Source organism: Pseudomonas sp. QLc11A, assembly GCF_052112305.1.
Classification (GTDB): domain Bacteria; phylum Pseudomonadota; class Gammaproteobacteria; order Pseudomonadales; family Pseudomonadaceae; genus Aquipseudomonas; species Aquipseudomonas laurylsulfatiphila.
The window spans coordinates 248,256-268,133 of sequence record NZ_JAVAJJ010000004.1; the positions used below are offsets into that span (position 1 = coordinate 248,256).

16 protein-coding genes and 5 pseudogenes are annotated in these 19,878 nt (G+C 54.3%); 8 read left to right on the forward strand and 13 right to left on the reverse strand.

The features are described 5' to 3' along the window. Positions 1 to 291 precede the first annotated feature (291 nt). Positions 292 to 819 (forward strand): annotated as a pseudogene (locus Q8X48_RS08665) (IS66 family transposase); the annotation flags it as partial. Here the strand turns inward: Q8X48_RS08665 and Q8X48_RS08670 are convergent. The 7 genes and pseudogenes from Q8X48_RS08670 to Q8X48_RS08700 form a co-directional block, all read right to left on the reverse strand. After that, a pseudogene (locus Q8X48_RS08670) lies at positions 813 to 1,181 on the reverse strand (IS66 family transposase); the annotation flags it as partial. The pseudogenes Q8X48_RS08665 and Q8X48_RS08670 sit on opposite strands and share 7 nt — an antisense overlap. Positions 1,182 to 1,280: 99 nt before the next feature. After that, positions 1,281 to 1,397, reverse strand: coding sequence for an IS66 family insertion sequence element accessory protein TnpB (tnpB, locus tag Q8X48_RS08675; RefSeq protein ID WP_407800499.1), 117 nt, complete (start codon positions 1,395 to 1,397; stop codon positions 1,281 to 1,283). Between the two features lie 906 nt (positions 1,398 to 2,303). Next, the gene (locus Q8X48_RS08680) at positions 2,304 to 3,431 is read right to left on the reverse strand and encodes an EpsG family protein (protein ID WP_407800498.1); all 1,128 of its coding nucleotides are present in this window, start codon (positions 3,429 to 3,431) and stop codon (positions 2,304 to 2,306) included. Between the two features lie 4 nt (positions 3,432 to 3,435). Beyond that, positions 3,436 to 4,344 carry a glycosyltransferase family 2 protein gene (locus tag Q8X48_RS08685; protein ID WP_407800497.1) on the reverse strand — a complete coding sequence of 303 codons (909 nt, stop codon included), beginning with the start codon at positions 4,342 to 4,344 and terminating at the stop codon, positions 3,436 to 3,438. A 62-nt stretch (positions 4,345 to 4,406) separates the two neighbouring features. Next, positions 4,407 to 5,693, reverse strand: coding sequence for a flippase (locus tag Q8X48_RS08690; protein WP_407800496.1), 1,287 nt, complete (start codon positions 5,691 to 5,693; stop codon positions 4,407 to 4,409). A gap of 563 nt (positions 5,694 to 6,256) precedes the next feature. Continuing rightward, the gene (locus Q8X48_RS08695; RefSeq protein ID WP_407800495.1) at positions 6,257 to 7,261 is read right to left on the reverse strand and encodes an LPS O-antigen chain length determinant protein WzzB; all 1,005 of its coding nucleotides are present in this window, start codon (positions 7,259 to 7,261) and stop codon (positions 6,257 to 6,259) included. A gap of 210 nt (positions 7,262 to 7,471) precedes the next feature. Continuing rightward, positions 7,472 to 7,750: pseudogene (locus tag Q8X48_RS08700) on the reverse strand (hypothetical protein); the annotation flags it as partial. 503 nt (positions 7,751 to 8,253) lie between these two features. Between Q8X48_RS08700 and Q8X48_RS08705 the strand changes: the two are divergent. The 5 genes and pseudogenes from Q8X48_RS08705 to fabF all read left to right on the forward strand — a co-directional run. After that, positions 8,254 to 8,945 (forward strand): annotated as a pseudogene (locus Q8X48_RS08705) (IS5 family transposase); the annotation flags it as partial. 31 nt (positions 8,946 to 8,976) lie between these two features. Continuing rightward, positions 8,977 to 9,180 (forward strand): annotated as a pseudogene (locus Q8X48_RS08710) (polysaccharide biosynthesis protein); the annotation flags it as partial. A gap of 112 nt (positions 9,181 to 9,292) precedes the next feature. Next, a complete protein-coding gene (locus Q8X48_RS08715) occupies positions 9,293 to 9,628 on the forward strand; it encodes a ComEA family DNA-binding protein (protein WP_095966369.1) in 336 nt (111 codons plus the stop codon). 481 nt (positions 9,629 to 10,109) lie between these two features. Further along, positions 10,110 to 10,904, forward strand: a complete 795-nt coding sequence (locus tag Q8X48_RS08720; protein ID WP_407800494.1) for an SDR family NAD(P)-dependent oxidoreductase — start codon at positions 10,110 to 10,112, stop codon at positions 10,902 to 10,904. A 31-nt stretch (positions 10,905 to 10,935) separates the two neighbouring features. Next, positions 10,936 to 12,210, forward strand: coding sequence for a beta-ketoacyl-ACP synthase II (fabF, locus tag Q8X48_RS08725; protein ID WP_407800493.1), 1,275 nt, complete (start codon positions 10,936 to 10,938; stop codon positions 12,208 to 12,210). On the opposite strand, the gene Q8X48_RS08730 is transcribed toward fabF, so the two are convergent. The 6 genes from Q8X48_RS08730 to rfbB form a co-directional block, all read right to left on the reverse strand. Next, complete coding sequence (locus tag Q8X48_RS08730) at positions 12,207 to 12,764, reverse strand: TetR/AcrR family transcriptional regulator (RefSeq protein ID WP_126049951.1); 558 nt, start codon at positions 12,762 to 12,764, stop codon at positions 12,207 to 12,209. The two genes, fabF and Q8X48_RS08730, sit on opposite strands and share 4 nt — an antisense overlap. A gap of 167 nt (positions 12,765 to 12,931) precedes the next feature. After that, positions 12,932 to 13,099: a DUF2897 family protein gene (locus Q8X48_RS08735; protein ID WP_007973599.1), complete on the reverse strand. Its 168-nt coding sequence runs from the start codon at positions 13,097 to 13,099 to the stop codon at positions 12,932 to 12,934. A gap of 142 nt (positions 13,100 to 13,241) precedes the next feature. Beyond that, positions 13,242 to 14,606 (reverse strand): ethanolamine permease, encoded by a 1,365-nt coding sequence (gene eat / locus Q8X48_RS08740; RefSeq protein ID WP_217837532.1) that lies wholly within the window; start codon positions 14,604 to 14,606, stop codon positions 13,242 to 13,244. 260 nt (positions 14,607 to 14,866) lie between these two features. Next, a complete protein-coding gene (gene rfbD / locus Q8X48_RS08745) occupies positions 14,867 to 15,736 on the reverse strand; it encodes a dTDP-4-dehydrorhamnose reductase (RefSeq protein WP_407800492.1) in 870 nt (289 codons plus the stop codon). A 46-nt stretch (positions 15,737 to 15,782) separates the two neighbouring features. Beyond that, positions 15,783 to 16,658 carry a glucose-1-phosphate thymidylyltransferase RfbA gene (gene rfbA / locus Q8X48_RS08750; RefSeq protein WP_407800491.1) on the reverse strand — a complete coding sequence of 292 codons (876 nt, stop codon included), beginning with the start codon at positions 16,656 to 16,658 and terminating at the stop codon, positions 15,783 to 15,785. Continuing rightward, positions 16,655 to 17,737, reverse strand: coding sequence for a dTDP-glucose 4,6-dehydratase (gene rfbB / locus Q8X48_RS08755; RefSeq protein ID WP_407800490.1), 1,083 nt, complete (start codon positions 17,735 to 17,737; stop codon positions 16,655 to 16,657). The genes rfbA and rfbB overlap by 4 nt, the downstream gene beginning before the upstream one ends. A gap of 343 nt (positions 17,738 to 18,080) precedes the next feature. Here rfbB and kdpF point away from each other — a divergent pair, with 343 nt between their 5' ends. Beyond that, on the forward strand, positions 18,081 to 18,170 hold the full coding sequence (gene kdpF / locus Q8X48_RS08760) for a K(+)-transporting ATPase subunit F (protein WP_007899818.1): 90 nt from the start codon (positions 18,081 to 18,083) through the stop codon (positions 18,168 to 18,170). 8 nt (positions 18,171 to 18,178) lie between these two features. Further along, positions 18,179 to 19,873 (forward strand): potassium-transporting ATPase subunit KdpA, encoded by a 1,695-nt coding sequence (gene kdpA / locus Q8X48_RS08765; protein WP_407800489.1) that lies wholly within the window; start codon positions 18,179 to 18,181, stop codon positions 19,871 to 19,873. Positions 19,874 to 19,878: the final 5 nt, after the last annotated feature.

Sequence of the window (19,878 nt, forward strand, 5' to 3'; positions counted from 1 at the left end):
TACTTTTCATCAGGTATTAACTGATATGTTGCTTGTGTACCTTGTGCAGGATCCTCCTTTAAGCCTCTCATGAAAAAATTTAAACCTAGAGTGCTGTTTTCGAAATAGTTTTTCTGCTGCCTTGGCTACACTCTCCCTATCATCCAGCGCTCGGAGGAACGAAAGCGAACGCCCGAGAGATTGTCCTCAGGCCAGAAGAGCAGACCGAACTGAACCGCGGTGTACGCTCAGCCAGCATCAGTCAGCGCGACGGCCGTCGCACCCGAGTGGTCCTGCTGGCAGCCCAAGGTGCTTTACCGTTTTGAAAAAGTGCTGGGCCGCCATGGCATCGTTTTCCCGCGCCAGACCTTGGGCCGCTGGGTTATCCAGGGCGGCGAACACTTGCAACCCTTGCTGAATTTAATGCGTGACCAGTTATTGGAAAGCCGCGTCATCCACTGCGATGAAACCCGCGCGCAGTTGTTGAAAGAGCAGGATCAGGAGCCCACCAGCCAGTCCTGGATGTGGGCGCAAACCGGTGGCCCATCCGACAAACCGGTGATCCTTTTCGACTACTCCACCAGGGCTTAGGATGTACCGACGCCTCTACTTGATGGCTATCGCGGCTACGTGATGACCGATGATTATGCCGGTTACAACGCGCTGGACGCACAGGCGGAGGTTGAGCGTTTAGGTTGCTGGGCGCTTGTACGACGCAAATTCGTCGAAGCGCAAAAAGTGCAGCCCAAAGGCAAGACGGGGCGTGCCGACATCGAACTGAACCTGATCAACAAGCTGTATAGCATCGAGCGCGACCTAAGGGCCGGTATTCTGGTTTCTTCGCCGATGGCATGTCTGCGGCAGCTGCAAACGCAGGTCAGTTCGTGTTCAGGGAGTTCGTGGATAACTTCGATGCGTGGCAAGTCAGCCGGTAGTGGCTTGCGTTTACCACGGCGCCTGGTCGGGGCGACAACTTCTTCGTCAGCAGCAACAGGCGCTAGCGTGTCGATACTTTCGGCTTCATTAAACAACGGCAGTTGTGGTTTCGCCGGATTTGCCGTTTGCTCAGACTTGCGTCCGAACAGGCGCTGACGAAGCAGCGCATTCTCTTCTTCAAGAAGAACGACCTTCGACTGCATCTGAGCAAGTAATTGCTTGAGCGCTGCCGGGCCATCGGGAAAGTTGTCGGACCTGGGAAACATGGGCAGGAGTATACCCAATCAAGCAGCAAATCGCGGCGTCAAAGCCCGATGTGGACGGTTGCGCCACAGGTCAAAACCGTCAAGTAGCCAGCTCAGTTGCTAGACGCTCAATACGATGTATTCGTCAGTGACGTCGGGCGCGATTTTGAAACGCTCGGACTCCAGGCGCTTGAGCCAAAGGCAGAAGCCGTTGCGCTCCCAATAGAGTATTTTCAACCGGTTACGGGGGCGATTCAGAAAAACAAATAGTACCGGGTGAATACTGGCACCTTGATATCCAGCTTGACCAGAACGGCGAGGCCATCGATGGATTTTCGAAAATCCACGGACTTGGGGTAGAGGTACACTTCTTTAACTTTGGCGTCGGGTCGCATCTTGAGGTGCTGGCTCCGGAAAGAAATCGGGAACGCAGCATCAGGCTTCAATGGGCGGTTTTGAATGTGTAGGTGATGGATCGCTCACCGCCTGTCCGGCACCGTAATGAAGTTCAACCGCAAGAGCGTCACGGTTGTAACTGACACCAGCCAGCGCTGGAATATTTTGTCGCACTTACTGTCCCCAATCAGAAACGCACAGGCCGGCTGGTGGTGGATATCAGGCCGAAAAAATGAAGTAACTGCCCCAAGAATAGTCTCCGCACCTGCGTGACTTGATCCCCCCCCCCACCTCACGTGCCGTCTGTTTGGATAGGCTGGACTTGTGGATTGGTTAAAAAAGGCAGGAATGAGTGAGTGATCTGAACGCTTTGGATCGCCTTGCCACTTTTAAAATCGGCGGTGGCCAAAGTCAGCCAGAAATACATAACTATTTCAGACCTTCCCTAAGTCTCTGGAACTTGACCAAGGAGATCGCTGGTGAGGTTGTGGTGATCGGAAAGATAGTCTTGCAGAGAATCTTCGAGTTGGGTTATCGACAGGAAACATTCAAGAGCAACTCGGCCGCTAAACTAATCCACAGTTGCTGATGCAGAAATCAACAGCCTGCTGTAAGTCAAATTTCAATCGGCAGAGTGGGTCAATTTTCCATCAGCGCCAACACCCAACCTATCAAATCTTCTCACAGCCAGCCTAATAACTCCTCGGCAACTATATTTTTTAAAATTCAAGCCCCCTCCCCAAAAAATTAAAATTTAGGAACAATATTAATGTACGGAATCAACGGATATAAAAAATTAGACAGCGGATACCTTATCAGCACATTTATGTTTGAAATAAACAAGCACAAAAACAACAATAAATACAGAATATATCTAAAATCATCCCTTATGCGTACTCTCAACATAAAAACGCTAAAAACAACAAAAGAAAATTGCCAAAGCCTATCACCTATAGCTCCAAGAGACGTAGCAAACACCAAAGCAGACAATGCAGGAACTGAAGAAATTAAAAATGGCAACAAAGTCCTTCCTTCAAGATCCATTGATTCCAAGACGTATTTTCTCGATGACACGACTTTATAAAAAAAAACCCCAACTAATAATATGCCAGCCATTGAAATGCTATTAATCCCAACCGACGCAACATATTTGCCGCTATAGTCTTCCATTTTACTTACATTCAATAGAGCAAGAGCTTTGTCAACAACTAACCCACTCACCCCCAATCCGATCCCTGTCAAGGCAAGCTTTAACGCACTTTGATTGAAAAAATTATAGAACAACCAAAAAAAACAAAAAAAACAAAAAACAAAAGCCGCCTGCACGTGAAATGCAGTAGAAGAAACCAAGAGAGCAAAGCCTATAAGTTTTCTATCTTTTAAAAGGCAATATCCACCAAAAATAATTAAAGTCAAAGCACAGCCGGCGCGTATTGCATTAGCCTCAAACAATGTAATCGCGTAAATATTGATCAGTACGATCCAGGCCCAATTTATACCGAGCCTTCTCATGATGAAAACCCTCGTCATTAGCGATATCGTAGCGATTAACGCGTAGACTAACTCTGGACTTTCAGTGATAAAAAACAGAGCCCTTACAAACAGTACAAAACCAACCTCTAAGAGGCCTGAAGGGGGGATGCTTACGTAAATGAATGGTAAATTACTTTGCAGCGAAAAAAAAATATCTTCCAGCTGCATTTTTTGTATGGCGTCAAAGTAGCCTATATAAAAAATATAATCATATGAAAAGCTTTCCTGCGCAGAATAAAATGAACAGAAAGCCAGCACTAAAAAAAGCACATATAAATTGAAGCTAAAGAGGCTTCGTACCACAGAATAAACGAAGCTAAATTCTTGCTGTTTTTCTTGCACTTAATTACACCTTACCTAGCAATGATAAAAACCTTAAATAAATGCTGGCCTTTGCGCTTTGAAAAGAAACAGTCGGATTAAGTGCGAACATAACCCTCCTTTGAAAACTACGATGGTGATTGCAATACTTGTCAAGAATTACATAGTTTTCCTTGCTGAGCGACTTGCCAAAACAGTGCATAAAGTCTTCGGCCTGAACGCGGAACGGGCTAACACTTGATAACCTAGAAAATCGTGAAGCGATTTTCTTCTTTAAAGACCTTGAAGCTCCGAATACATTACTACCATGCTGTCTATATTTTATCGTAGGGTATTCACTGTAAATAAACTTGCCGAATGCAGAAATCACTAAATATACCCATGCATCATGCATGACAGCATGGCTAGGCCTTACTGATCTGACTAACTTAAATGCTTGTTCATTCATTAGAATTGATGCGCCACTCGCGACAGTTTCAACGATGGCATTTTTAAAGATCAAACCCTTTCTAGGTATTTTTGTGTAGCCAATAGGAGCTAAAAACTCATCGACAATCTGTAATCTTGTAGAGACAGCAACGGGAATATCACTCCCATCTTTCTTCAATTGGTCTATAGAGTGCTTAATTTTGTCAGTTACCCAAACATCATCTGCGTCTGAGAATCCATAATAATCCCCAACAAAATTACAGGAGAAAACAGCTTCAATAAACGATTTACATGCACCTAAGTTCTTTCCCTTCTGTATAAACACCCTGTCATCATTGGCGTATTTTTCACTAATTAAACTAGCTGTACTATCAGTTGAGCCATCATCTCTGACCCAAAGCTTTACATTTACCGATTCTTGGCAAAGTATGCTGTCGATTTGCTCGGCCACATATTTTTCACCATTGAATACAGACATAATTATTACAACGTCATGAACTTTCAAATTAAACTTCCTATAGTGGCGTCAATTAAACTCAACAGGTATGGCAAAGTGGGAACTCTGAGCTAGCCATATTTTACCGTTGCCACACGCGGAGCAAGGATGTGCTTTGCACATGCAAACATCAATCCAGTATCAAAAAATATGCGCAATAGCCACGCCCATGCTGAACCCTCGACACCATAATTAATGGTAAACCACCAGAGGGCTACCATAAATACCGGAAATTCTACTAAATGTATGAGCGCTGTCAATCGAGCATGCCCGCTGCTCTGAATCAAGGTAAAGGGAATATGAGTTAGGCTATTAACAAGTATTCCGACTGCAAATATCCGTAGAATTGCTGCACTTTGGTTTGCAAAATCCTCGTTAATCCACAGGCGCATGATTTCGTGAGCGAAAAGTATCAGCACAGCCACAATTGGAGTCATCGCAAGAAAAAGCCAGAGCAGAACCTTCTTGAAAAGTGCGCGCGCTTCTCCTCCGCCGCGACTGATCTGCGCGGCAAAGGTTGGGAATAGTACGGCTGTCAATGCAGCAGGGAAAATCCAGAGTTTGGTAACAATCTCATTCGGTGTCGCGTAATACGTCACGGCTGCAGTCGAAACCAGTGCCCCGATGATGAAGCGGTCAATGTAACCCATCAGTGGGCTAATGACATTGCTCACAGTTAACCAGCCACCATTGACGCATAACGGTCGAACCCAGGCTCGTTTGACAACCAGTGCCCGATACTCTTTCGGCAAAGAGCGAGAGGCGAACCAAGCGTGCACGAGACACCCTAAAACTCGCCCCATGGCAAGTACCCAGGCTATCAGGTCCAGTCTAGGTTCATCAAACCAGACTACCGCAGCCGGGCCGAGAAAAGTGAAAAGCCCCATGGGAATGCGAATCAAATTAATAACTCCGAAGGCTTGTCGCGCTTCGAGTACGCCGCGAAATCCTGATGTCAGAACAATGAATGGCATCGCACCAGCCATTGCGTACAGAGCATTAATAGCTTCGGAGTTGTTAGGAATACTCTTAATCTGGCCAACAAGAAGTGGCGCTACCAAGGCCATAATCAGGCCCGCGCAAAGGCCAAGGACAAGCATGATAAGATAGGCGGTCCCTGTGATTGACGGTGTATCTTGGTTTTCATCACGTGACCATGTGATAGCGAGCTGCTGGGTAAGTGCGCGCCCTAGTCCAAAATCAAACAAGCCGAAGTAGCTAACGACAGCCCAAATCAAGGTTAACAGTCCGAAGCGCTCAGGACCGAGCTCTGCTATTAAATACGGTATAGTAAAAATTGCCGCCAGCAATGGACCGCCAAGTCCAATTAAATTCAATAGAGAGTTACGCAATATCATTAACAAGCCCCCCAATAAAAAGAAACACCATAGTTAAGTCGCAGCCTTCATTTCATAGGGGAAAAGATTTTTTTGGGCACTTAATTCGCAATATATATAAATCTGCATTATTTACTTTGTGCTATCTAATTTTCTTGCCAACAAGGAGTTCGAATAACTCAAACAAAACTTTTCACGACTGGATATATCTGAATAAAAATTCACACGCCCAACAGGTACTAAGTGCTGATAAAACTAAAATCGCGATGCGCGACCTCGAGTTAATTCTGCTTATTGCGGTGTCGTCGCACTTCACCAAACAGTTGCTTAGCCCCGCCTCACCACCGCAAAAAATCGTACCTCTGATGAACACATAAATTTGCCGGATTCTACATATTTCGGTGCCCGCAGGGCTCAGAAGGATTACAACCTCCTAAAATACTCGGTGAAACGATTGCCCCATGAAAAGTCGAGGAAGAAGGGGAGTTGAGCGTTAATTTCCTTCGGCCAATGCACCTTCCTGGATGTGGCGTTGGCTACTTTTAACTCCTGCTCCCCTCCAGTAAACGGTAGAGGAGGAGTGTTTAGGTCGTGGCTAAACGTTTTTTAAGCATCAGACGAATCAGAGCGATGAAGAGACCAAGCATGCCGCCTAGAACTACGCCAAGCGCCAGAATCAATGCCTTCCTGGGCTTGATGGCGGCATCCGGCATTTCGATACTACCATCTTGACGGAAGACCGCGACTCCTTCTGTGTCGAGTTTTACACCGGCATAAAGCTCGTATTGTTCCTGAAGGTCCCGTAAGTCGGGAATGAAGGGGTCGTCAGATTCGCGTGACTTAAGCACCTGCAATTCTGCTCGCAGCGCCTTGGCTCCGCGCATATACATCAAGCTACCTCCCATGAATGCGGTGAACTCGCCGTCATTTCGGTCAGTAATCATTGGAGGTTTTTCAAGGCCAATTTCCTCGGCAACCCTAAGGGCCTCTTGCAGCTGAGTGATGCGGTCCTCACGACGAGCTTTGGCAAAATCCCGCTGGATTTTTATCTGCCGCTCAATATTTCCGGCCTGCATAGAGAGTTCACTTTGAGCGTTTTTCAGCATTTCACCGAGGGATTGCCGAGCTATCAGGTCGATATAGCGTTTGGCCCAATTTGCAGCTTGGCCTGGGTCGTGACGCTCAATAACAATGGTATAGCGATCTGGCTGACTTTTGTCTAACGCCTTGACACTTAGTGATCCAGAAAACTCCGTGTAGAGCCTATCCAGAGAACTTGAACGCTGCTCTTCGTTCAGTGAAGGCAAGTAAATCTCCTTGAAGAATTGACGGCGAACTTCCTCGGTTTGCAGGTTACGAGTGAAAACAGTGTATACATCGTTGACCGAGAAAGGCGTCAGCCCTCGCAATCCATTCCGTCCCTGGTTGAAGCCAGCTATGTTACTGAGCGAGGGCGGTAGTACAGAAATCCTCGCCTCGTAAACCGGCTTACTGAGAAACGCATAAAAGGCGGCGCCAGCAGTGATCGTCAAGGTGATCAGTATGATTAGCCACTTTTGCATCCATAAGCTCAGCAGCAGTTCAACCAAGTCAGTCTCATCATCCTTAAGAGTCCGACGGGGGGAAATATCAGTAGTCACAGTCGATCCATATTTTATTGAGTAGTCTTGTTTAAGCAGATTTTATTGAGTAGTCTTGTTCAAGCAGATAACAGTCTTAAACTCTGATCGCCCGCACAAAAAACTCCCGCATTACCTTGTGCGCGCGAAACCGGGGGGATTCGAGCCTTCCTTATCGCACTTTGGTGGGGCTTCGTCGTGCCATTCAGGGCGCTGAGTAATGATCTCGTTGTACAGGTGCAGGCAAATCTCACAACTCATGACCACCACCATGGTCTCGCCATTCTGCGCCTGATTGCGCCCCTCGAATTGCGCCACCAGATCGGTGACCACACTCTCAATACAAGGCTCGGTGCCTCTACTTTTTCCAGCGCCCACCCAGCGATTTTTCAGATGGGACTGCCGCTCCTCCTTCTCGTCTTCGGCCAGCATATCGACTTCTTCATCGATATGTGCCAACCCAGGCGTCACCAGGGGGACGCATAAGCTCTACTCTGTTCTCGCCCACAGGCTTTGGCATAGAGCTTTGCATAACAGCGTTCAAAACACCACCCCCACCTCTTCATAACGGCTCAAGCGGTTTTCCCAGAATGGGGTCAGCATCCCGTACTCAAACACACCAATGTTTTGACTGTTTCGATCATCTGTTTCATCGAATCGGAGCGCTCGCTAAGCGCGTCAATCATGAACTCGATTCTGATCGACAACTCCTGAGTAAGCGTCCGGCGAAGCCACTTACCCGATCCCGGCGATAAACGCGGTGGCGTCCACTTAAAAATACGCGGACACCATCGCTCTTATCGTCAGGATTACCATGCGCCAACGAACCTCTTTTCCCAAACCCTTTAACGCCAAAATCGTCAAGGAATGCCGGCAACCTGGCGTGTCGATGGCTAGGGAAACTCTGATGAAGACTTCCTGATTTTGGCAACATACCCAGAGTCCATCCGCCAAGTTTTCCGATGAGGCAAATGACTTTCGCCGATGCCGGTGTGCCGGCAAACGCAAGCAGACCCGCAAAGAGTTGTTCCTGATCGAGATGGATCGGGTGAGCCGTGGAAGGGTTTGATTATTCTGATCGAGCGGTACTACCCGAAGGGTGATGGTGGTCGTCCGCGCTATCAGCTGATGGCGATGCTACGTGTCCATCTGATGCAAAACTGGTTCGGCTACAGCGATCCAACAATGGAAGAGGCACTGTATGAGGCGACTATTTCTGCGCCAGCTTGCTGGGCTGAGCCTGGAGCACATTCCCGACGAAACCACCATCCTCAACTTCCGTCGTCTGCTGGAAAAGCACGAGTTGGCGGCAGGGATTCCGGGCGTGAGCAATGGCTACCTGGGTGATCGCGGCCTGTCGTTGCGCCAAGGCACCATCGTCGATGCCACGCTGATTCATGCGCTGAATTCGACCAAGAACCAGGGCGGCAAGCGCGACCCGGAAATGCACCAGGCCAAGAAAGGTAATCAATGGTACTTCGGCATGAAGGCCCGTATCGGTGTGGATGACGAGTCGGGCCTGGTGTATAGCGTGGTGCGCACTGCGGCCAATGTGGCAGATGTTACGCAGGTCGATAAGCAGTTGTACGGCGACGAAAACGTGGTCTGTGCCGATGCCGGTTATACCGGAGTGGAGAAACGCCCCGAGCATGACCGCCCAGGCGGCATTGAAAGCCGGTGTTGCCAACTTCGTACTGATCTCGACAGACAAAGCCGTACGGCCCACCAATGTCATGGGCAGCATCAAGCGGCTGACCGAGTTGCTCGCAGCGGTGGATCAGGACGACTACGCGCGCGTCCGCCAGTTGTTGCGCGACACTGTCAGCGGCTACACCCCGGACGGTGAGATTGTCGACTGGATCTACCAGCAGCGCCGCCTTGAGCCCTGATTGTTTCATATGCAGTAACGTACACATTTTTGACAGCCCCATGGCATAGCCTAGGTTTGGAGAGCAGCTTCGGAAAAGCTGCTTTCTCAAACGACGGCATGGAGCTTCACTTATGCGTACAAGCAGTTTCTACTCTCTGGTATTCGCCCTCCTCACCAGTGCTTCTCTTACGGCAATCGCCGCGCCTGTCAAGGCGCCTGAGGCGATGAATGCGCCTCTGGTGCAGGATGTGGCCGTCCAGGCGCCATCCGGTAAAGTCGATCTCAATAGTGCTGATGTATCTACGTTGCAACGTGAGCTGACGGGAGTGGGCGAGGCCAAAGCGAAAGCAATTGTTGCTTATCGTGAAAGTAATGGTGCGTTTGCGTCAGTTGACGAGTTGCTGGAAGTGAAGGGTATTGGCAAAGCGCTTCTGGACAGGAACCGCGACAGGATCGAGGTGAACTAGGGGCGGGACTGGACGACAAGGGCCGGTCATTGATCGGCCTTTGTCTATAGCGAGAGTTATGTCCGGTGGACCAGTCGCAGTACTTGAATGGTTTGTCGGTTCCCCGAAATCAGACAAAGTACAGGCCTGCGTTGTTCAGCAGGGTCGCCAATCAGACATCGCTTTGATCGACTATCGGGCGGATTCGACGGATGAAAGTCCAGTCGCTCAGTCACCGTTGAATGCGCACTGTTCATCCGCGCCGGCATTTATCGGTCAACATGCAATACCGTTCATTCCATCGCAGAGCTTCGGAGCGGTTTTGTGTTCATTCAGGGTCTACTCTCTCATTCTGACCGGGCCACCAACGAGTGACGTCCGCTTCGCGGAAATAAAAAATTACGACTATCATATTATGCTTGTATTATGTGCATAATAAATACCGTTTGCGCCAAAGTGCCTCGGCGTCAGGCGTCCTTCAGCATCCTTCAGGAGCACCGTCATGAATTCAGTTCAGTCCCAAGGTACGGCCCTTGTCACCGGTGCTTCGTCCGGCATCGGGGCGGTTTACGCCGAGCGGTTGGCGGCCCGTGGTTTTGATTTGTTACTCGTGGCTCGCGACGAGCAGCGACTGGAGGCGGCCGCGAGCAAACTGCGTTCGGAGCATGGGATCAAGGTTGAAGTGCTGAAGGCGGACCTGACTCAAAAAGCAGATGTGCTGCAGCTCGAACAGCGGTTACGCAGCGATTCGAGTATCAGTCTGTTGCTCAATAACGCCGGCGTGGCGGCGGACGGGCTTTTGGCCAATGCCGATATCGACCAGCTGGAGCGAATGATTCAGTTGAATATCACCGCTGTCACGCGATTGGCCGCGGCGGCTGCAGCCGGTTTTACCAAGGCTGGGCGCGGCACAATCATCAATATTGCGTCGGTGGTGGCCTTGTTTCCCGAGCGTTTCAACGCGACCTACAGCGCCAGCAAGGCCTATGTATTGAGCCTGACTCAATCGTTGAACGCCGAACTGGACGGCACTGGGGTGAAGATCCAGGCGGTGCTGCCCGGTGTAACCCGAACCGAGATCTGGGAGCGCTCCGGCATCGATGCGTCACAAATTCCTGCGGAAATGGTGATGGAGGCGGGTGAGATGGTCGATGCTGCATTGTCGGGTCTGGATCAGGGGGAATTGATCACTATTCCTTCATTGCCCGATGCGGCGGATTGGAATGCGTTCGTGGCGGCGCGTCTTGTGATGGCGCCTAACCTGTCCAAAAGCAAGGCTGCTGCCCGCTATCGGTAAGTGTCATCAATCAGATTGAGGTGTGAGCGGTATGAATGATCGTCGTGTGGTTGTAACAGGCATGGGCCTGGTGTCGCCGCTGGGGAGCGGTGTCGAAGTGGTCTGGGAGCGGCTGCTGGCCGGGCGTTCCGGGCTGCGTAATCTACCGGATGAGGTGGTTGCCGATCTGCCGGCCAAGGTCGGCGGTGCGGTGCCGACCTTGGTGGATGACCCGCAGGCGGGTTTCGATCCGGACCGGGCGACCCCGCCCAAGGAACAGAAGAAGATGGACCGCTTCATTCTGTTCGCCATGGAAGCCGCGCGTCAGGCATTGGAGCAAGCCGGTTGGCAAGCGCTGGATGCCAATGCCCAGGAGCGTACGGCCACCATCATCGGTTCAGGCGTGGGTGGTTTCGGTGCGATTGCCGACGCGGTGCGTACTACCGATAGCCGTGGTCCGAGGCGTTTGTCTCCGTTCACCATTCCTTCATTTCTGGTCAACCTCGCGGCCGGTCATGTGTCGATCCAGCATGGCTTCAAGGGGCCATTGGGCGCGCCGGTCACGGCATGCGCTGCCGGGGTTCAGGCGATTGGCGACGCGGCGCGAATGATTCGTGCGGGTGAGGCGGATATCGCGGTGTGCGGCGGTACGGAAGCGGCGATCGATCGGGTCAGCCTTGCCGGGTTCGCGGCTGCTCGTGCCTTGTCCAGTGCTTACAACGAAACGCCTGAGCGCGCATCACGACCTTTCGATAGTGGTCGCGATGGCTTTGTCATGGGTGAAGGGGCCGGGCTACTGGTCATCGAGTCTCTGGACCATGCGCTGGCCCGGGGCGCCAAGCCCCTGGCGGAGCTGGTCGGCTACGGCACCAGCGCCGATGCCTATCACTTGACCGCCGGTCCCGAGGACGGCAGCGGTGCGCGGCGAGCGATGTCGTTGGCATTGGCACAGGCCGGTGTTTCTCCGGCTCAGGTCCAGCATCTGAATGCTCATGCAACCTCGACTCCGGTAGGGGATCTGGGTGAGCTGGCGGCGATCAAGGCGTTGTTCGGTGCGCAAAACGGCATCGCAGTGACATCGACCAAGTCGGCGACCGGACATTTGCTCGGTGCCGCGGGTGGACTCGAAGCGATCTTTACGCTGCTGGCGATCCGCGACCAGGTCGTGCCGGCGACCCTCAATTTCGAAATTCCGGACCCTGCCACTGAAGGCGTGGATATTGTTCATGGCAGCGCACGGCCGATGGCCATCGAATATGCGTTGTCCAACGGCTTCGGATTTGGCGGGGTCAATGCCAGTGTGCTGTTCAAGCGTTGGCAGGGTTAATCCTGCGGGTGTTTGAGGTGTTCGCGTGCGACGTCGAGAATCCGTTGGGCAAACCCGGCGTTGGCCACGCTGCGAGATAACAGCAAGGCGCCGACCAGCGTAGACATGATGACGATGCTGCGGTCGGCGGTGCGCTCTCCGTCAAGGGTGTGCCGGATCTGGTCGAGTCGCGCCTGGAGCACGACGTCGCTGGTGGGGCTCGGTTGACCACGCAGCCCCAGTTCCGAAGAAATGGTCGGCAGCGGGCAACCCTCGTGAGGTGAGGTTTGATGCCATTCGGACAGGTAGGTGTCGATGAAGGCTTCGAGCGGGTGTTCCTCGGCGAAGATTTGCGCGCACAACTCGTCGACTTGTGCGCCAGCCTCTTGCAAGGCTTTTTCCACCAGTTCGTCCTTGGACTTGAAGTGCGAGTAAAAGCCACCGTGGGTCAGGCCCAGCGCTTTCATCAGAGGTTGCAGCCCGGTCGCGCCGATACCGTCGCGTCGAAATCGCGCTGAAGCTTCCTTGATTATGCGTTGGTGGGTCTGGGCTTTATGGTCCTGCGAGTAACGCATCTGATATCTCCGCATCAATGCGGCCCATATTAACCAATGAAAATTGCATGGTGACTGTACTTCTATTTCTAAAAAGCATGCAGATGCTTCGATATGGGTACAAAGCGGCATGATTTCAGGGCAAACCACGTAAAAACAAACCCCGCTGTTCAAGGCGGGGTTTTCATTCAGCGGTCCTGCGCTTCCTTGGCGTCCATTTCCGCATTGCGTTCGGCGACGCGCTTACGTTGCTCTTCGGTCAGTTCGACTTTGTGGGCTGTGTCGCGCAGCATCATCAGACCACCAACGATCGAGCCAATGGCAACGACCAGAATCAACCAGGCATACCAGGGCATAGGGTTCTCCTTGAAAAGCAGGCGGGTCGACGAGGGTTCGCCAACCGTTCGCGTATAGCACTTTGAGTGACGGGGTTTCATCGCAGTTCCATCGCTATCACCCCCATTCTATGCCTGTTGTTCAAGCTTCACTTGAACGCTTTCAAAGTCCGGTCAGCATCGCATCCGCCGGTGCATCGGCGCGCAATTGCGCGGTGAGCGTGAAGTACACGAAACCTGCGGCCATGAAGCCCAGGAAGATCAGGCCGATCAAGGTGTTGAACCAGGCCATCGCCACCAGGCATACCACCGCCAGCATCAGCGCAATGAACGGCACCAGCGGGTAGCACGGCGCGCGGAAGGTGCGCTCCAGGTTTGGCTCGGTTTTGCGCAGTTTGAACAGGCTGAGCATGCTCATGATGTACATGACGATGGCGCCGAACACTGCCATGGTGATCATCGCCGCCGTCAGCGTCATGCCGCCGAGGTTGATCAAACCGTCGCTGTAGATCGCCGCGATACCGATCACGCCGCCGGCGATGATCGCCCGGTGGGGAGTCTGGAAACGCGACAATCTGGCCAGGGACGCCGGCAAGTAGCCGGCGCGGGCGAGGGCGAAGAACTGGCGCGAATAGCCAAGGATGATCCCGTGGAAACTCGCCACCAGACCGAACAGGCCGATCCACACCAGCATGTGCAGCCACCCGGAGCTTTCGCCGACCACGGTTTTCATCGCCTGGGGCAGCGGGTCGTTGATGTTCGACAGGGTGCGCCAGTCGCCGACGCCACCGGCGAAGAACATCACGCCCATCGCCAGCAGCACCAGGGTCAAAATACCGCTGATGTAGGCCTTGGGAATGGTGCGTTTCGGGTCCTTGGCTTCTTCGGCGGCCATGGCGGCGCCTTCGATGGCCAGGAAGAACCAGATGGCAAAGGGGATGGCCGCGAACATTCCGGCAATCGCCGGAGCGCCGAACACGTCGGTGCCGGCCCAGCCATTGAGGGCGAAGTTGCTAAAGCTGAACGCCGGCGCGACCACGCCCATGAACACCAGCAATTCAGCGACCGCCAACACGCAGACCACTAGTTCGAAGGTCGCCGCCAGTTTCACGCCGAGGATGTTGAGACCCATGAACAGGATATAGGCACCAACTGCCGCGTGTTTCGGGTCCAGGGCTGGAAACTGGACATTGAGATAGGCGCCGATGGCCAGGGCAATCGCCGGTGGGGCGAAGACGAATTCGATCAATGTCGCCAGGCCGGCGATCAATCCGCCTTTTTCCCCAAACGCACGACGGCTGTAGGCAAAGGGGCCTCCAGCGTGAGGAATGGCGGTGGTCAGCTCGGTGAAACTGAAGATGAAGCAGGTGTACATGGTGGCGACCATGAAAGAGGTCACCAGAAAACCCAAGGTCCCGGCCACGCCCCAGCCATAACTCCAGCCGAAATACTCCCCGGAAATCACCAGCCCGACGGCAATGCCCCACAGATGCAACGTGCCCAGCGTGGGTTTGAGTTGTGTGTTCATGCGCTTGCTCCCTGAGTGGTTTGGAACGCTCGGGGGGAGGCCAGTGCAGTGGGCGTGCCATTTTTCGAGGGGGCGTCGTAATGGGCTGAAAGGCGTCGTATCGGAGATGTTCGCAACCGAATGTGCGAACTTTGTGCGTCAGTCGGGGGCGTCGTTGCTACTAATGCCGCTTTCGCGAGCAAGCCCGCATGTCTGCTACACGACGCCGCTGCGATGCGGATACGTCGTGTTTCAAAGCAAGCGCGGGCCGCCTTTGATGTTCAGGTTTGTTCGGTAAGGCACTCGCGCAACGCCGTCTGCCAGTCAGGTTGACTGACGCCCCAATCGCGTTGCAAGCGACTGCAATCCAGGCGCGAGTTGAGCGGCCGGGCAGCAGGCGTCGGGTAGTCGCTGGACGGGATCGGTAACAGGGCGGCGCAGGGTTTGCCCTGTTGTCGCAATGCTTCGCCGATTGCCTGAGCGAAGCCGAACCAGGAGGTCTCACCTTGAGCGCTCAGGTGATAAGTCCCCCAGTTGGCCACCTCATTCGCCTGCCAGTGTTCAATCAGGGCAAGGGTGCTGTTGGCGATTGTGCCGGCCCAGGTAGGGGCTCCGATTTGATCGGCGACTACCCGCAACTCCGGTTTCTCTTGCAGCAATCGCTGCATCGTCAGCAGAAAGTTGCGGCCATGGGTTGAATAGACCCAACTGGTTCGCAGGATCAGGTATTTGCCTTGCACGTCCCTGATGGCCTGTTCACCGGCCAGCTTGCTCTTGCCGTATACCCCGAGCGGATTGGGCGTGTCGTCCTCGTTATAAGGACCGGCTTTCAACCCGTCGAAAACATAGTCCGTGGAGTAATGTATCAATGGGATGTCCAGAGCCCGCGCCTCTTCGGCGAGGATGCCGGGAGCGATCGCGTTGATGGCAAAGGCTGCTTGCGGCTCGCTTTCTGCCAGGTCGACCGCTGTATGGGCCGCCGCGTTGATGATCAGGTCGGGCCTGAGGTTTTGCACCTGGCGGCGAATCTGATCGGGTTGCGCGAGATCGAGTTGATCGCGACCCAATACGATCAGTTCGCCGACACCCCCCAGTCGCCGTTGCAGCTCATGTGAGACCTGACCGTTGCGGCCATTGATGAGTACTTTCATGGCTGCAGCCCAGTCTCTTCACGAGGCAAGTCGGGCTCACAGAGGTTCATTGCTCTTCCCCTGCCAGTTTGGCCAGGTACTGGCCATAACCCGTCTTGCCAAAGTACCGGGCGCGCTCCAGCAGCTGTTCGCGGTCGATCCAGCCATTTTCATAGGCTATTTCTTCGAGACAGGCGACTTTGAGGCCTTGGCGATGTTCGATGGTCTGCACGTATTGAGAGGCTTCGAGCAAGCTGTCGTGGGTGCCGGTGTCGAGCCAGGCGAAACCTCGACCAAAACGCTCGACCTGCAGATCGCCACGTTGCAGATAGGCATTGTTGACGTCAGTGATTTCCAGCTCGCCGCGAGGCGAAGGTTTCACCGCCTTGGCGATCTCGATCACGTCGTTGTCGTAGAAATACAGGCCGGTTACGGCATAGCTGGATTTCGGTTTTTTCGGTTTTTCTTCGATCGAAAGCGCACGGCCGTCGCTGTCGAAATCGATGACGCCGAAGCGCTCGGGGTCCTTGACCCAATAACCGAACACGGTGGCGCCGGAACAGCGTTGTGCCGCGTTCTGCAATTGTTCGCCAAAGTGCTGACCGTGGAAGATGTTGTCGCCCAGGATCAGGCACACAGGGTCATCGCCGATGAACTCCTCGCCAATCAGGAAAGCCTGGGCCAGACCGTCCGGTGAGGGCTGCTCGGCAAAGCTGAAGTTCACCCCGAACTGGCTGCCGTCACCCAGCAGATTGCGATACTGGGGCAGATCCTGCGGGGTGGAGATCAGCAGGATATCCTTGATGCCGGCCAGCATCAGCACCGAGATCGGATAGTAGATCATGGGCTTGTCGTAGACCGGCAACAGTTGCTTCGACACGCCGAGCGTAATCGGGTGCAGGCGCGTGCCTGAGCCACCCGCCAAAACGATGCCTTTCATCATGGGAGCAGCTCCTTGGGATTGATGGCGCCAAGGCGTTCACCCTGATAGCTGCCGTCCTGGACACGGCGGCACCATTCCAGGTTGTCCAGGTACCATTGAACGGTTTTGCGCAGACCGGTTTCGAAGGTTTCTTCGGGCACCCAGCCCAGTTCGCGTTCAATCTTGCCGGCGTCGATTGCGTAGCGTAAGTCATGACCAGGACGATCCTGGACAAACGTGATCAGGTCGGCGTACTGCGCAACGCCCTCAGGCTTGTGCGGTGCCAGTTCTTCAAGCAGGGCGCAGATGCCGCGCACCACGTCGATGTTCTTCTGTTCGTTGTGCCCGCCGATGTTGTAGGTCTCACCGACGGTTCCGGTGGTCACCACCTTGAGCAGTGCCCGGGCGTGATCCTCGACGAACAGCCAGTCACGCACTTGCAGGCCGTTGCCATACACCGGCAGCGGCTTGCCGGCCAGGGCATTGAGGATGACCAGCGGAATCAGCTTCTCGGGGAAGTGGAAAGGCCCGTAATTGTTCGAGCAATTGGTCAGCAGCACCGGCAAGCCATAGGTTCGCTGCCAGGCGCGGACCAGATGGTCAGACGCGGCCTTGCTGGCGGAGTAGGGCGAGCTGGGGGCGTAGGGCGTCGTTTCCGTAAACAGGTCGTCGACACCGTGCAGGTCGCCGTAAACCTCGTCAGTGGAGATGTGATGAAAGCGGAACGCGCTTTTCACGGGCTCCGGGAGGGCTTGCCAATAGGCGCGGGCGGCTTCGAGCAGGCTGTAGGTGCCGACGATGTTGGTCTGGATGAATTCAGATGGCCCGTCGATGGAACGATCGACGTGGGACTCTGCGGCCAGGTGCATGATCGCGTGAGGCTGGAAACGGGCCAGCACGGCACTGACGGTGGCCTGGTCAACGATATCGGCCTGAACGAACTCGTAGCGCGTGTCGCTGGCAATGCTGGTCAGCGATTCGAGATTGCCGGCATACGTCAGTTTGTCTAGGTTGAGCACTTCATGCCCGGTGTGTTGAATCAGCTCGCGAACAAGGGCCGAGCCGATGAAGCCGGCTCCGCCGGTAATGAGGATACGCACGTTGGGCCAGCCTTTTTCAGTAATGCGAATGGCGGTAGCTTGCAGGCGCGAGCAGGGAGGTGCAAGAGTTCTTGACCCATTTGGTTGCGTCGCGCCAATCGGGTTCGATTATCCATGAGTTGCCGCCGTCACTCACTACTCTTGCGCACAATTTGGAGTTCCAGGTACGACCCTCGCGGTTTTTTGCGTACCGGAGCCCCTTCGCGCACCCCGTAACCCCAGCGTAAACCCACTCTTTACGCTTTCTTTATGTCCGGCCCGCACCCTCGGTCTCGCTCCTTTACAGCCTCCTTTCCGACAATGACTCCACACGCGGCAATACGCCGTAACACGGAGAACTTCCATGAGCGTTCTGGACGGAGTGTCACTGCTGTTGGCAGTGGGGCTGTTCATTTATCTGTTGGTTGCGCTATTGCGCGCGGACCGGAACTAGGAGCAGCTATGCACAGTTATGACTATTGGCTGATCCTCGGGTTTTTCGCCTTGGTATTGGTCCCGGCGCCGTTTCTCGGGCGCTTCTACTACAAGGTGATGGAGGGGCAGCGCACGTGGCTGTCGCCGGTCCTGGGCCCGGTCGAACGCGGTTGCTATCGGCTGGCCGGCGTCGATCCGCACGCCGAACAGAGTTGGCAGAAGTACACCCTGGCCTTGCTCGCCTTCAACCTTGCGGGTTTCCTGCTGCTGTTCGCGATCCTGCTGTTCCAGGATCATTTGCCGCTGAACCCGCAAAACCTGCCGGGTCAGGAGTGGACACAGGCGTTCAACACCGCCGTCAGTTTCATGACCAACACCAACTGGCAGTCTTACAGCGGCGAAGCGTCCTTGAGCTACTTGAGCCAGATGGCCGGCCTCACCGTGCAGAACTTCGTCAGCGCCGCCACTGGCCTGGCCGTACTGGTTGCGCTGTGCCGCGGCATCGGGCGCAAATCCACGGCATCGCTTGGCAACTTCTGGGTCGACATGACCCGCGCCACCCTCTACGGCCTGCTGCCGCTGTGTCTGTTGCTGGCGCTGTATCTGGTCTGGCAGGGCGTGCCGCAAACCTTCGCGCAGTACGTGAATGCGGTGACGGTGCAAGGCGTCGACCAGGTCATTCCCTTGGGCCCGGCTGCCAGCCAGATTGCGATCAAGCAATTGGGTACCAACGGTGGCGGCTTCTTCGGCGTCAACTCGGCGCATCCGTTCGAGAACCCGACGGCCTGGAGCAACCTGTTCGAAGTGGCCTCGATCATCCTGATCCCGGTGGCGCTGGTGTTCACCTTCGGCCACTACGTGAAGGACCTGCGTCAGAGTCGCGCGATCATCGCCTGCATGCTGGCGCTGTTTCTGATCGGCGGCGCGACCTCGCTATGGGCTGAATACCAGCCGAACCCGACCCTGAACAACGTAGCCGTCGAGCAGACTGCGCCGCTGGAAGGCAAGGAAGCGCGTTTCGGCACTACCGCCACGGTGCTCTGGTCGGTAACCACCACGGCGGCGTCCAACGGCTCGGTCAACGGCATGCATGACAGCCTCAATCCGCTGAGCGGCATGGTGGCCCTGGTCAACATGATGGTTGGCGAGGTGATCTTCGGTGGCGTCGGTGCCGGGCTCTACGGCATGTTGCTCAACGTGTTGATCGCGGTGTTCCTCGCCGGCCTGATGATCGGTCGTACGCCGGAGTACCTCGGCAAGAAACTGCAAGCCAGGGAAGTGCAATTGCTGGTGGTGACCCTGATGGTCATGCCGATTGGCGTATTGGTGCTCGGCGCGATTGCCGCCAGCCTGCCAGGCCCGGTGGCCTCGGTGAGCAACCCCGGCGCCCACGGTTTCAGTCAGTTGCTCTACGCCTACACCTCGGCCAGTGCCAACAACGGTTCGGCTTTCGGCGGCTTCGGTGCCAACACGCCGTTTCACAACCTGATGCTGGGCCTGGGCATGTTGATTGGTCGCTTCGGTTACATCCTCCCGGTTCTGGCCCTGGCCGGCAGCCTGGCGATGAAGAAAACCGCACCGATTGGCCAGAACAGCTTCCCGACCCACGGCCCGCTGTTCGTGACCCTGCTGACCGTGACCATTTTGCTGGTGGGCGGCCTGACATTCCTGCCGACCCTGGCACTGGGCCCGATTGCTGAACATCTGAGCATGGCCTTCTGAGGAAG